Origin of the sequence: Kitasatospora sp. NPDC096204 (assembly GCF_044763205.1) — a bacterium.
Taxonomy (GTDB): Bacteria; Actinomycetota; Actinomycetes; order Streptomycetales; family Streptomycetaceae; genus Kitasatospora.
On the sequence record NZ_JBIWFT010000025.1, the window covers coordinates 126,129 to 139,082 of the forward strand.

A 12,954-nucleotide genomic window follows, 5' to 3' on the forward strand; every position below is an offset into this window, starting at 1 on the left:
TCCTCGAAAGGAGCACGCCATGAACGGCGCGCTGACCGTCCGGACCGTGATCGACGGCACGGAGTACACGCAGGACGACATCCGCCAGTGGGAACTGAACCGCGCCCGGAACGCGCTCACCCTGCTCAAGAACCGGATCGGCGACGAGGCGATGCGGGAACTGCTCGCCGAGGACCTCCGGGCGGCGGACGAGACCATGGCCCCGCTGCCGGACGCCTCGGGCGGCGCCTGGCGGTCCGCCGTGACCGAGATGGAGATCGACGGGATCTCCGCCGAGGAGTTCCTGACCTGGTGGCAGGGCCGGCTCGCGAGCGGCGACCGGACGGCGCTGCTCTCGGCCAACCCGGAGCACTACCTCGCCAACTCCGCCGACGGGGTGGTCGAGATCATCGAGACCATCGGCTCCGGACCGCTGCGCTTCTTCCTCACCTTCCACGACGGCGTCGCGATCGAGGACGAGGGCCACGAGACCTACCCCGTGCGGATCGGCGGCACCGGCCGGCTCACGGACGGCACCGAGATCTGCCGCGTCATGCACGAGTTCGGCGACGGCCCCCGCGGCCTGCGCATCCGCCTGACGATCCAGTTCCCCGCGAGCGCCCCCGAGCACGTCTTCACCGGCCACAAGTGGCACTTCGCCTGCGAGTTCCTCAACTGGCTGGAGGCCGCGCACACCGCTCGGTGACGACGGCCGAACGACGGTGGGGAACCCTCGCGCTGCCGGGTTCCCCACCCCGCAGCCCTACCGGCACGCACCCCACACCATCGAGGTCACCCCTCATGCGGACCAGAAAACCGCCCCCGAATCCAGACCCGCCCTCTGCCACATCGACTGTCCCGGAGCCCTCCCCGGCCCCTCCCCCGCCACGGCCCGCCCTCCCCGGCCGAGCGCCCGCGGCCGGCCCGCCCCGGCACACCCTGCGCCGCGCGGCGCACGAGTTCGGCCTCACCGCGCTGCTGCTCTTCCTCGTCGTCACCGCGATGCGATGGCTGCTCGCGCCCGACTCGCCCATGGCGATCGGGAACCCGGACCTCGCCCCGGTCGTCCTCGGCGCGCTCGTCGGCGTGCTGCTGACCGCGCTCATCCTGTCGCCTTCCGGGCGGTACTCCGGCGGGCACCTGAATCCCGCCGTCACCGTGGCCCTGTGGGTTCTCGGGGCCTTTCCCGGACGGGCCGTCCTCCCGTACATCGCCGCCCAGGCGGCCGGATCGCTGGCCGGCACAGCGCTCGGAGGCCTCGTCTGGGGGGCCGCCGCCCGCCACGCCCCCATCGCGTACTCGGCCGTTGCGCCCGCACCGACCTGGAACGACGCCGCGGTGCTCATCGCGGAGGCCGGAGCCATCGCCGTCGTGACCCTCATGCTCGGCGCCTTCCTGCGCCGCCCGTCCTGGCTGCCGCTGCTGCCGTACGCCGTGGGCCTGGCCACCGCCCTCATCATCGCGTCACTGGGCCCCCGCAGCGGCGGATCCGCCAACCCCGCACGGCAGTTCGGCCCGGCGCTGCTGTCCGGGAACACCTCCCATCTGTGGATCTACCTGCTCGCCCCGGTGATCGGCGCCTTCATCGGCGGCGGCATCCGGCACACGCTCGCCGCACCCGCCCGCCGGGCACGGACCCGCCACGCCCCCGACACGGACACCGACTGATCAGCCCCCGCTCCCTCGTGGGGTACGCCGGCCGAAGCCGGCACGAACACCGTCCGCCGACAGCGGGCGGTGTTCGTGCTGCCCACGGCGCACGATCCGCTGAGAGTTCCCGCCCCTGCGCGTCCGACGACCGCCGGACCCTGGCCCCCGGTCGTCGGCCGCCGCGCATCGGCCGGGGTCTCGACCGTCGATCAGACGTCGTGGCCAAGGTAGGCGGCGACCAGTTTCGGGACGTCGCGGACCAACGTGTCCCACGGCATGGCGCGAGTATCATGGAAAATGATCGATCATTGCTCATCTGGCGAGCGAAGGAGAGTCGAGTTGCCGGTTCCCGCAAGCCCCACGAATCCCACGTCCTTCTCCCTGGAGCGGGCCCCCCTGCACGAACACGTGCGCGCCTTCATCCTCGAAGGCCTGGTCGCCGGCCGCTGGGAGCCCGGGGACCGCATCGTCGAGCGCCGGGTCGCGGTGGAGCTGGGCACCAGCCAGGCTCCGGTGCGCGAGGCACTGCGCGAGCTGGAGGCCATGGAGCTCGTGACGTCCAGCCCCAACAAGGGCGCCCGCGTCCAGGAGCTCACCGTGGAGCAGCTCCGGGACGTGTACGTCGTGCGCGCCGCCCTGGAGCGCCGTGCCGTCATGCTGGCCGCCCCCCGGCTCGCCGGGAACACCGCCGCGCTGGAGGAGCACCTGCTCGCGATGCGCCGCGCGGCCATCGAGGGAGACGTCGACGGCCAGGCCCTGCACGGCGTGGCCTTCCACCGCGTCATCGTCCACGCATGCGGGAATCCCGTGCTCATCCGGCACTGGGACGGGCTGGGCGTGGAGGTGTGGACCCGCCTGTCGCTGCGGTGGCTGCGCACGGAGCTGCACGACAACGCGGAGGACCACGAGGAGATCGCCGAGGGCCTGCTCCGCGGTGACACGCACCTGGGGCGCCTCATGGAACGGCACGTCATGGACTACGCGCGCGAGCCGAAGAGCACCTGACACCGGCCGCCCCCTGGCCCGGGTGAGACCACGCCCCGGGCACACGCGAGGCCGGGCGATCCGGCACGGCTCCAGCAAAACCACGCTTCCCGCACCCCTGCCGCGCGCGGAGAGCGCAGGTTCATTGCGGCAGTAAAATTTGATCGATCATTGAGCACTATGCCCAGCAGTAGTCCCACCAAGCCGACCGCCGGAGGCGCTACCCGCTTCCGGTCGGCCCGCACCACGGAAGGGCAAACCCATGTCCGCGCACCACCAGCTCGACCAACTGCCCGAACCCGACCCGCAGGAGGTCGCCGAATGGCTCGCCTCCGTGGACGGTGCGGTCGGCGCCGTCGGGCCGCGGCGCACCGCGCGACTGCTACGACGGGTCGTCGATCACGCGCGCCGAGCCGGCGTGCCACTGCCGCCGCAGTCCGTCACTCCGTACGTCAACACCATCCCGACCGCCGCCGAACCCGCCTACCCCGGCGACGAGGCGATAGAGGCGCGGATCACGGCGTGGAACCGGTGGAACGCCGCCGTGATGGTCACCCGCGGCAACGAACGCGGCGGCCTGGGCGGGCACATGGCCACCTACGCATCGGCCGCCTGGCTCTACGAAGTCGGCTTCCAGCACTTCTTCAAGGGCAAGGATGCCGACGGCAGCGGCGATCAGCTCTACGTCCAGGGCCATGCCTCCCCCGGCGTCTATGCCCGCACCTTCCTCGAAGGACGCCTGAACGAAGCCGAGTTGGACCGGTTCCGCATGGAGGCGGGCGGCGGCGGCCTGCCCTCCTACCCGCACCCGCGACGGCTGCCCTGGCTGTGGGAGTTCCCGACCGTCTCCATGGGCCTCGGCCCTCTCTCGGCGATCTACCAGGCCCGCTTCAACCGCTACCTGCACCACCGCGGGATCAAGGACACCAGCCGAAGCCACGTGTGGGCGTTCCTGGGCGACGGCGAGATGGACGAACCGGAGGCCACGGCGGCGCTCTCGCTCGCCGCCCGCGAGGAGCTCGACAACCTCACCTTCGTCGTCAACTGCAACCTGCAGCGCCTCGACGGCCCGGTCCGCGGCAACTTCAAGATCATGCAGGAGCTGGAGGCCCAGTTCCGCGCGGCCGGCTGGAACGTCGTCAAGGTGCCCTGGGGCGTGGAGTGGGACGGCCTGCTCGCCGCCGACGCCGACGGGCTGCTCCTCGACGCCCTGGAGACCCTGCCCGACGGGCAGTTGCAGACCTTCGCCGCCCGCGACGGCGCGTACATCCGCGAGCGCCTGTTCACCGGCGCGCTCGCCGGACTCGCCCGCCACTACAGCGACGGCGACCTCGCCCGGATCGTCGGCACCTCCCGCGGTGGACACGAACCGCGCAAGGTCCACGCCGCCTACCGGGCCGCACTGGAGCACCGCGGGGCTCCGACCGTCGTCATGGTCCAGACGGTCAAGGGCTGGACGCTCGGCCCCGGCTTCGAGTCCCGCAACGCCAACCACCAGATGAAGAAGCTCTCCGGCAAGGAGTTCCGCGTCATGCGCGACCTCCTCGAACTCCCGATTCCCGACGCCCGGTTGGGTGAGGACCTGGTCCCGTACGCGCACCCGGGGGCCGGCTCGGAGGAGGTCGCCTACCTCCAGGAGCGCCGCCGTGCGCTCGGCGGTCCGGCCCCGGCCCGCCGGGTCGTCGCCCGGCCGCTGCCCGCCCCCGCCGAAAAGCCGTTCGCCGCGCTCGCCAAGGGTTCGGGCAACCAGGCGATCGCCACCACCATGGCCTTCGTCCGCCTGGTCAAGGACCTGATGCGGGAGAAGGAGACGGGCCCGCGCTGGGTGCCGGTCGTCCCGGACGAAGCCCGCACCTTCGGCATGGAGTCGCTGTTCCCGTCCGCCGGCATCTACTCCCCCAAGGGGCAGACCTACGAGCCCGTCGACCGGGACCAGCTCCTGTACTACAGGGAGTCCACCGACGGCCAGATCCTCAACGAGGGCATCACGGAAGCCGGTTCGCTCGCCTCCTTCACCGCCGCCGCGACCTCGTACGCCACGCACGGCGAACCGATGATCCCCTTCTACATCTTCTACTCGATGTTCGGCTGGCAGCGCACCGCCGACCAGTTCTGGGCGCTCGCCGACCAGCTGGGCCGAGGCTTCGTCGTCGGCGCCACCGCGGGACGCACCACCATGACCGGCGAAGGCCTCCAGCACGCCGACGGCCACTCGCACCTCATCGCCTCCACCAACCCGGCCTGCCTCCCCTACGATCCCGCCTTCGCCTACGAGGTCGGCGTGATCGTCCGCGAGGGGCTGCGGCGGATGCACGGCGAGGCCCCCGAGGACGTCTTCTACTACCTCACCGTCTACAACGAGACCAAGGTCCAGCCGCCGATGCCGCAGGCCGAGGGAGTCGAGGAGGGCATCCTGCGCGGCCTGTACCGCTACCGGCCCGCCGCCGAGTCCGCCGCAGACGTTCCGCGCCTGCAACTCCTCGCCTCCGGCACGGCGATCCACTGGATCCTGCGGGCCCAGGAACTGCTCGCCGCCGACTGGAACGTCGCCGCCGACGTGTGGTCCGCACCCTCCTGGACACTGCTGCGCCGGGACGCCATGGAGGCCGAGGCCCGGGGCCGCACTCCGTACGTCACCGAGGCGCTGGCCGAGGCACCGGGGCCGGTCCTCGCCGTGTCCGACTGGATGCGCGCCGTTCCGGACCAGATCGCCCCCTGGGTCCCGCAGCAGTGGACCTCCATGGGCACCGACGGCTTCGGCCTCTCCGACAACCGGGACAACGCACGCCGGCACTTCGGCGTCGACCCCGAGTCCATCGTCGTGCACGCCCTGCGTACGCTCGCCGCCCGCGGCGACGTCAAGCCGGATGTGCCCCAACTGGCCGCCCGGCGCTACGGCCTGACGGGAGGGAGCTGAGCTCCCGGTCAGCGGCCGGGCCTCGCCTCCTGACCCCGAGCGTCGGACCGGGCGGCGGGGCCCGTCGGACCGTACGCGGTCGCCCCCGACCGACCGGCGCCTGGGCGGCCCGGGCCCGACGCGGGCACCTCCTCCCGCGCCACGGACCGCTTGAGGTGGCGACGAAGGTGTACGCGCCCGGTTCGAGGAACCGGGCGAGCCCGGGCACGCCGGCGAGGGGGACAGCGAGTCGCCGTTCGAGTTCTCCGGCCCCGGCCGTCACCGGGTTGCAGGCGCCCTCGTTCATGGCGTCGGAGCCGGCGTTCAGCCCTTCGGGAAGAACCGTGCGACAGCCGGGCGCAGCCGGGTGGCCTCGAAGTCGTCGGTGGGCAGCGCGAGTTGTTCGAGGTGCAGGCCGTTGATGATGGTCAGCAGGTCTGCGGCGTCGGCGTCGGGGTCCGGGGATCCGGCGGCGCGCAGTTCGCCGGCGAAGGCCGCCCGCTGGGCGATTCCCCAGGCGTCGAGGGTGGCCCGGAGCTGGGGGCGGCGGGCGACTTCCAGGAAGAACTCGTACCGGGCGATGCCGGAGTCCCGGTCGCGGGCGAGGGATCCGGTCACGTACTCCACGATGCGGGTGATCCGCTGCGGGACGTCGGCGTCCGGCAGCTCGTGGAACAGTGCGCGCACCTCCTCGATCTGTCGGGTGGCCAGACGTCGCATGGCCTCGTCGAGCAACTGGTCGAGGGTGCCGAAGTAGTAGCGGGCGATGCCGTGGGTGGTACCGGCCTCCGCCGCGATCGCCCGGTGGGTCAGGGCGCGCGCGCCCTCCCGCGCCAGCAGCCGGGTCGCGGCGTCCAGGAGGGCTTCACGACGCGCGATTCCCCGATCCATCTGCGGCTCACGCATGGGCGTTGTCACGCAACCCATCGTACCGGCGAGGATCGTGAAGCTTTTTCTCCACATGGAGAATTTTTGCGCTACGGTGTGCCCATCAGGCACCACCGTCGAACCGCGGAGGGAAGCTGTGACCAACACGATCATCACCGGTGGACGGGTGCGCACACTCGATCCGAGCGCTCCCGAGGCCGAGGCCGAGGCGCTGGTGCTGTCCGGCGGGCGGGTGCTCGCCGTGGGGGACCGGGACGCGATGGTGCGAGCGGCAGGGCCCGACGCCCACCACATCGATGCCGAGGGCGGTGTGGTCATGCCCGGCCTGATCGACACCCACCCGCACGTCGTGCACTTCGGGATGCTCGCGGGCGGGCTCGTCGACCTCACCGACGCCGTCGACCACGCGGACATCGTGGCGCGCATCCGGGCCAGGGCCGCGACCACGCCGGCGGGGGAATGGATCATGTGCACCCCGGTCGGCGAGCCGCACTACTTCATCCGCCGCTCGGAACGGGACCTGGCCGAACGACGCCTGCCCGACCGGTGGACCCTCGACTCGGCGACCGACGCCCACCCGGTGCTGATCCAGGCCTGGGCGCCGCGCATGCCCAACGTGGTCGCCTTCAACAGCGCCGGCCTGCGCGCGGTAGGACTCACCGCCTTCATCCCCGACCGGGTCTGCGACGTCGAGATCGACAAGAACGAAGCCGGCGACCTGACCGGCATCCTGCGCGGACCCGTCACCAACTACTACACCTACGACCCCTTCTGGGGGCAGATCCTCACCAAGCTGCCGAAGCTCAGCATGACGAACGCCGTCGCCGGCACCACCACCGAGCTGGCGCGCTACTCGGCGCAGGGCGTGACCACCGTGTACGAGGGCCACGCGATGGAACCGGAACACATCGCGCTCTACCGCCGGCTGCGCGCGACCGACGCCCTACCCCTTCGCGTGCTGGCGACGCTGGACGTCGAGTCGGCCATCTTCTACCCGTTCGACCCCCTGTCGCACGACGAATTCGCCGCCCGTCTCCGGCAGTTCGCCGCCCAGATCCCGGACGACAACGACGACATGCTGCGGGTCGGCGGACTCACGCTCAGCCCGGGCGGCCCCTGCTACTCCGGTCACTTCGCGACCTACGAGCCCTACCAGGACCCCTTCGGGCGCCCCACCCGCGGCCACCGGTTCGTGTCCCTGGAGAAGGAGGAGACCTTCGTCAGGTTCTGCGCCGCCAACGGCATCCGGGCCAATCTGTGCGTCGGCTCCTACCGCGAGCACGACGACTTCCTCGACATCGCGGAACGCGTCGTGCGGGAACACGACTTCCGCGACCGGCGCTGGATCCTCCAGCACGCCATCACGATCACACCGCAACAGGCCCGCCGCTACGCCGACCTCGGATTCCAGGTCACCACCAGCGCCGGATTCGCCTGGGGCAAGGGCGCCATGTACGGCGAGCGCATGGGCACCCACGTCTGGCGCGACCTCGAACCGCTGCGCCGTCTCCTCGACACCGGGCTCGACCTGGCGGGCGGCTCGGACTGGGGCCCGAAGAACCCCTGGGAGCAGATCAAGCTCGCCCAGACACACGAGTTCGCGGGCAGCGGCCACCGCAACGACGGGCCGGACCAGAAGCTCACCCGCACCGAGGCACTGCGCATGTGGACCACCGGCGCGGCCGAGGTGCTCGGCTGGTCCGGAATCGGCGCGCTGCTCCCCGGCCACCACGCCGACATCGCGATCGTCGACCGCGATCCGCTGACCTGCTCGGAAGACGATCTCCCCGGTACCAGGGTGCTGCGCACCCTGGTGGGCGGAAGGACCGTCCACGACACCGGCGACCTGCGGACCGTCGGCGACGAGCCGGCGTCGCGGGGAGCATGACCGTGGACGAGACCATGAACCCCGACAGGGGCGCGTCCGGGTCCCCGGCGACGAGCACGCGCCAACGGGTGCTCACCCGGCTCGACCTGCTGCGCGACGAGATGCTGGACGCCCTCACCGCCGCCGTCCGGATCCCCAGCATCACCCCGACCTACCCCGGTGAGGTCTACGCCGACCTGGTCGGCGCCGAGGGGGAGGTCTCGCGCCTGCTGGCCGGGGTCTACGCCGAAGCGGGTGCCGAGACCGACGTCTTCGCCGTCGAACCCGGCCGCGAGAACGCGGTGGGTGTGATCCACGGTACCGGGGGCGGACGTTCGCTGATCTTCAACGGACACGTCGACGTTGTCCCGCCCGGGGACGCGTCCCGGTGGCACTCGGGCGACCCGTTCGACGGCGTCGTCGAGGACGGCTGGATCCGCGGCCGCGGTACCGTCGACATGAAGAGCGGCCTGGTCGCGCAGGCGTTCGCGGCCCGCGCGCTGCACGAGGCCGGCGTACGCCTGCGCGGTGACCTGATCCTCCAGGCGGTCGTCGGCGAGGAGAACCTGGAGAACCACCTCGGCACCTCCGCGGTGCTCGACCGCGGCTACACCGCGGACGGCGCCATCGTCTCCGAACCGACCGGCGGGGCCTGGCCGTTGTCCGTCATGGCCGCGACCCCCGGCGTACTGGTGATGCGGATCGGGGTGGCCGGCAAGAGCTCCCACTCGTCGATGCGCGGGCGGATGCTGTACCGGCCCGGCACCACCGAGCCGGTCGCGGCCAGCGCGGTCGACCGCGGCTTCGTGATCTACCAGGCGCTGCGCCGGCTGGAGAGCGACTGGGCGGTCACCAAGTTCGATCCGCTCTTCGAACCAGGACACTTCACCCTCGCGCCCGGCGTCGTGGACGGCGGCGCGCGCCACTCGCGCAGCGGGGCGTTCATCCCCGACTCGATGAGCATGGTGTACGCGGTGTTCCACCCGCCGGGGGAGGACCAGGCGGTCGTGCGCCAGGAGATCGAGGCCCACATCGCGCACGTCGCCGCCACCGACCCCTGGCTGCGTACGCATCCGCCGGTGGTGGAGTGGCCGTTGCGGTATCCGGGTTCGAGGGTCGACGCGGCCCATCCGCTCTGCATCGCGGTCGCCGACGCCCGTGAACTCGCCGCCGCCGACACGCCATTGGCGGGCCGCCCGCCACTGGCGGCGTTCCCCTCCGCGGCCGACTCCACGTGGCTGTGCGCCGCCGGCGTCCCCGCGGTCGGCCTCGGGCCGGGCGAACTCGCCATGGCGCACGCGTACGACGAGCGCTGCGCAGTGGACGAGATCGTCTGCGCCGCGCGCGCGTACGCCCTGGCCGCGATGGACTGGTGCGGATCATGAGCGGGCCGATCGCACCGTACCTGACCGTCGGCCTGTCGACGGTGGTCCGCAGCATCACCTCGCGCGCCCAGATCGCGCACAACCTCGACATCGTCGAGGAGGCCGTGCACGCCGCGGTGTCCGTCGTCGGCATCAACATGCCGGTCAAGCTGATCGCGCTGGCCGAGGGCGCGTTGACCGGATTCGCGGACGAGATCCTCGACATCCCGCACGTCACCGCGGCCCGCGACCTGTTCATCGACATCCCCGGTCCGGAGACCGAGCGACTGGCCGCGCTGGCCCGGCACTACGGCACCTACATCGTCGCCCAGTGCAAGGCGCGCTGGCCGGAGATCCTGCCCGACCGGTTCTTCAACACGCTGTTCGTCATCTCCCCGGCTGGCGAGATCGTGCACCGCGCCGCGAAGAACCACGTCTGGTGCCGCGAACGTTCCTGCACGCCGCACGACGTGTACGACCGGTGGGTGGAACTCTTCGGCGACGGCATCGACGCGTTCTACCCGGTGCTGCGCACCGACGACATCGGCAACCTCGGCACGATCTGCTGCAGCGACGGCGAATACCCGGAGGCGGTGCGGGCGTTGGCCCTCCAGGGCGCCGAGGTGGTGTACCGCCCCAGCGAGGCGGTGCCGATGACCCAGGCCGGCCCCGACCCCGGAGGCACCTGGCTGCTCCAGAACCGGGCGCACGCCCACTTCAACAGCCTGTACATGGTCTGTCCGAACGCGGGACCGGTCTACCCGACGCCCGACTCCCGGTACCCGTACGACATCGCGGGCGGCAACGCGCACGTCGTCGACTTCCACGGGGCGGTCCTGGGGCACACCGCCTCCGGATACAACTCCTTCGTGTCCGGGATCATCGACATCGAGGCGTTGCGGCAGTTCCGGACGATAAATCTCAACAGCAACTGGCTCAAGGACCTGCGCACCGAGGTCTTCCGGCGGATGTACGACGAACCGATCCACCCGGCCAACCTGTGGCTGACGGACGAACCGGTCCGGCACGCCGAGGCGGACGAGATCTACCGCGCGAACATCCGGCGGCTGGTGGAGCGGGGCGTGTACACGCCACCGGCGCACGCGTTTCCCGGCGCACGCTACATCGCGCCGCCGGATCCCGGCCCGACCAGGTAGCGCTCGATCGCCGGGCGCAGCCGGGTGCGCTCGAAGTCGGGATCCGGAACGGCCAGTTGCTCCAGGATGAGACCGTCGAGCAGGGCCGGCAGGTGCGCGGCGTCGCCTTCGGGGCCGTCCGCCCCCGCGGCGGCCGGCTCAACCGCGAACGCCCGGCGCTGCGCGTCGCCCCACACGTCGAGGGTGGGGCGCAGGTGCGGGCGCCGGGCGACCTCCAGGAACAGTTCGTAGCGGGCGATGCACGCGTCCCGGTCGTCGTCGACGGCGCCGGTCAGGTAGCGCGCCAGGCGGGCGGCGTGGGCGGGCGGCGAGACACCGGGCGTGGAGGACAGACGGTTCCGCACCTCGGCGATCTGATGCTCGGCCAGTCGACCCAGGGCCTCGTCGAGGAGCCGGTCGCGGGTGCCGAAGCAGTACCGGGCCGACCCGTGGGTGGTGCCCGCCTCCTCGGCGACCGCCCGGTGCGTCACGGCGCGGGCGCCCTCGCGGGCGAGCAGGCGCACGATGGCGTCGAGCAGGGCTTCGCGACGGGCTGCGCCACGGGCAGCCGCGGCTCACGGACGGGGTGGCCGGCTGCCCGGCATCGCGGAGGACCTTGACGGCCTGGGCGCCTACGGACGGGGCCTGTCCGCGCCGATGCTCGCCAACCATCGGCACCCGTGCTCGCCGGGCGCGCCGCCTACCGCCGGGACGCTGCGGGGCGTCGGCCGACGGGCAGGCCCTGGTGCAGGTCGCAGCGGAGCCCGGGGCTGGCAACCCGGTTCCGGCAGAGTCTCGTGTCCTTCTTCATCGCACGGCACCTGTTGACCATCCGCAGAGAGTGACCAATCGAAGGCCTGCGGGGAAGAGGGCCTGGGCCTTGCCGGCCTGATCGAGTCATCCCGGGCAGTCCTGTGACCTCCCGGGTCAGGCGTTCCCTGCAGCCCCGGCCGGTGAGGACCGACCTCGTTCCGCCCTGACCGCCGTCTGGGAGGCGCTGAGGACCTACACCGCAGTCGGCGTCGGGCTGCCGGCCATCCCGCTGGGCAACGGGTTCAGAACCGGCGCGAAACCCGGACTTCCCGCCGGGGACGCGGTCACCGTGGGGCCCGCCACCGTGACGGCCGGCTGCCGCCGGGAGTCGTCGGTCACCTGGGCCTGGGTGTAGAAACCGCCCGCGAAGCCGGCCCCGAGGGTGACGACCGCGACGGCGCTCCACCCCTGGAGGTCGATCCCGCTGCGGCGGACCGGGGCGGCCCTCGGCGCCGGCGGGGCGGTCAGCCGCGACGGTGCCCCGGGTGCGGGCGGCGGCCCGGAAGACGGCTTGGCGTGGACGGCCCGGGCATGTGCGGACCAGTCCATCGTGCGACCAGCCCAGCCGGACGACCTGAAGACGGATCGGACCCTGCCTGATCCTGCGACCTCCGCCCACTCGCGATCGTCGGCCGCTTCTCCCACCCGCACCGTCTCGGCGATGATCACAGTGCGTAGATGATCACGAGTAACAGGCAGACCCCGGCGGACTCGCGGACGCGTCCGAGAGGAGCCGCAGGACCCCTCCGACGCGAGGTCACGAAATTGCCTGACGTCCTGACAGATTCGAAGATGGTCGCCCAACTGCCCGAAAACATGGCCTGATTACGTCAGGGGGTATCGAAGAATCGCTGGTCACGATTCGGCATCGGTCACCGTGGGTGATCGATTTTAGGCCAGAAACGCCCCTTGAGGGAGGTCCCACCCCCCGGAATCGACCCCTCCGGGACTACTCGGTCCCCAGCTGGTCCCCAGCCGTATGCGAACGAAGCCCTGCCGAAACTGACACCATGTCACGCAAAAGGCCGCCGACCTGGGCGTTAACCCGGCCAACGGCCTTTCCGACTCGCGTCGGGACGACAGGATTTTAACCTGCGCCCCCTTGACCCCCAGTCAAGCACATCTACCACTTTGCCGATTGGCCGCCTACTCGACGGGTTCCGAACAGGCACCCAACTCCTTTCCCGCAAAGCAAAGTTGATCCCAAGCAATTGCTCGCGTGGCTCGCACTGCCTGAGAAGCCGTTGTCGTACCGATCTTGGTGGACGTGGGTTCGACTGGAACAGCTCGGTCGGGTGATCTTGTCGCGTGCCGCGAATGAAGGCAGGGCCTCTGGTGCAGCTCGGGGTTGTCGAGACCTTGAGCACGCCAGGAGGC

At 71.5% G+C, this 12,954-nt stretch carries 10 protein-coding genes; 7 read left to right on the forward strand and 3 right to left on the reverse strand.

Translation table 11 applies throughout. The features are described from left to right. The first annotated feature begins 19 nt into the window (after window positions 1-19). From ACIQ87_RS25775 to aceE, 4 genes are all read left to right on the forward strand, one after another. Window positions 20-685, forward strand: a complete 666-nt coding sequence (locus ACIQ87_RS25775; RefSeq protein ID WP_402410491.1) for a hypothetical protein — start codon at window positions 20-22, stop codon at window positions 683-685. A gap of 95 nt (window positions 686-780) precedes the next feature. Further along, on the forward strand, window positions 781-1,647 hold the full coding sequence (locus ACIQ87_RS25780; RefSeq protein ID WP_402410493.1) for an MIP/aquaporin family protein: 867 nt from the start codon (window positions 781-783) through the stop codon (window positions 1,645-1,647). Between the two features lie 321 nt (window positions 1,648-1,968). Beyond that, entirely contained in the window at window positions 1,969-2,634 is a 666-nt protein-coding gene (locus tag ACIQ87_RS25785; RefSeq protein ID WP_402410495.1) for a GntR family transcriptional regulator, read from the forward strand. A gap of 241 nt (window positions 2,635-2,875) precedes the next feature. Then, entirely contained in the window at window positions 2,876-5,530 is a 2,655-nt protein-coding gene (aceE, locus tag ACIQ87_RS25790; protein WP_402410497.1) for a pyruvate dehydrogenase (acetyl-transferring), homodimeric type, read from the forward strand. Window positions 5,531-5,833: 303 nt separating this feature from the next. On the opposite strand, the gene ACIQ87_RS25795 is transcribed toward aceE, so the two are convergent. Further along, on the reverse strand, window positions 5,834-6,427 hold the full coding sequence (locus ACIQ87_RS25795; protein WP_402410499.1) for a TetR/AcrR family transcriptional regulator: 594 nt from the start codon (window positions 6,425-6,427) through the stop codon (window positions 5,834-5,836). A 106-nt stretch (window positions 6,428-6,533) separates the two neighbouring features. Between ACIQ87_RS25795 and ACIQ87_RS25800 the strand changes: the two genes are divergently transcribed. Genes ACIQ87_RS25800 through ACIQ87_RS25810 form a run of 3 tightly spaced genes read left to right on the forward strand, consistent with a single transcriptional unit; the run spans window position 6,534 to window position 10,785 of the window. Further along, entirely contained in the window at window positions 6,534-8,285 is a 1,752-nt protein-coding gene (locus ACIQ87_RS25800) for an amidohydrolase (protein WP_402410501.1), read from the forward strand. Between the two features lie 2 nt (window positions 8,286-8,287). After that, complete coding sequence (locus ACIQ87_RS25805) at window positions 8,288-9,649, forward strand: ArgE/DapE family deacylase (RefSeq protein WP_402410503.1); 1,362 nt, start codon at window positions 8,288-8,290, stop codon at window positions 9,647-9,649. Then, window positions 9,646-10,785, forward strand: a complete 1,140-nt coding sequence (locus ACIQ87_RS25810) for a nitrilase-related carbon-nitrogen hydrolase (protein ID WP_402410505.1) — start codon at window positions 9,646-9,648, stop codon at window positions 10,783-10,785. The genes ACIQ87_RS25805 and ACIQ87_RS25810 overlap by 4 nt, the downstream gene beginning before the upstream one ends. On the opposite strand, the gene ACIQ87_RS25815 is transcribed toward ACIQ87_RS25810, so the two are convergent. Both ACIQ87_RS25815 and ACIQ87_RS25820 read right to left on the reverse strand, forming a co-directional pair. After that, window positions 10,749-11,303: a TetR/AcrR family transcriptional regulator gene (locus ACIQ87_RS25815; RefSeq protein ID WP_402410519.1), complete on the reverse strand. Its 555-nt coding sequence runs from the start codon at window positions 11,301-11,303 to the stop codon at window positions 10,749-10,751. The genes ACIQ87_RS25810 and ACIQ87_RS25815 overlap by 37 nt on opposite strands. Before the next feature lie 466 nt (window positions 11,304-11,769). Then, window positions 11,770-12,126, reverse strand: a complete 357-nt coding sequence (locus ACIQ87_RS25820) for a hypothetical protein (RefSeq protein ID WP_402410507.1) — start codon at window positions 12,124-12,126, stop codon at window positions 11,770-11,772. Window positions 12,127-12,954 lie beyond the last annotated feature (828 nt).

What these genes read in the sequence shown, in the direction of transcription:
- ACIQ87_RS25775 (WP_402410491.1), top strand. Translation starts at nt 20, where the DNA reads ATGAACGGCGCGCTGACCGTCCGGACCGTGATCGACGGCACGGAGTAC.
- ACIQ87_RS25820 (WP_402410507.1), bottom strand. Translation starts at nt 12,126, where the DNA reads ATGGACTGGTCCGCACATGCCCGGGCCGTCCACGCCAAGCCGTCTTCC.
- ACIQ87_RS25810 (WP_402410505.1), top strand. Translation starts at nt 9,646, where the DNA reads ATGAGCGGGCCGATCGCACCGTACCTGACCGTCGGCCTGTCGACGGTG.
- ACIQ87_RS25780 (WP_402410493.1), top strand. Translation starts at nt 781, where the DNA reads ATGCGGACCAGAAAACCGCCCCCGAATCCAGACCCGCCCTCTGCCACA.
- aceE (WP_402410497.1), top strand. Translation starts at nt 2,876, where the DNA reads ATGTCCGCGCACCACCAGCTCGACCAACTGCCCGAACCCGACCCGCAG.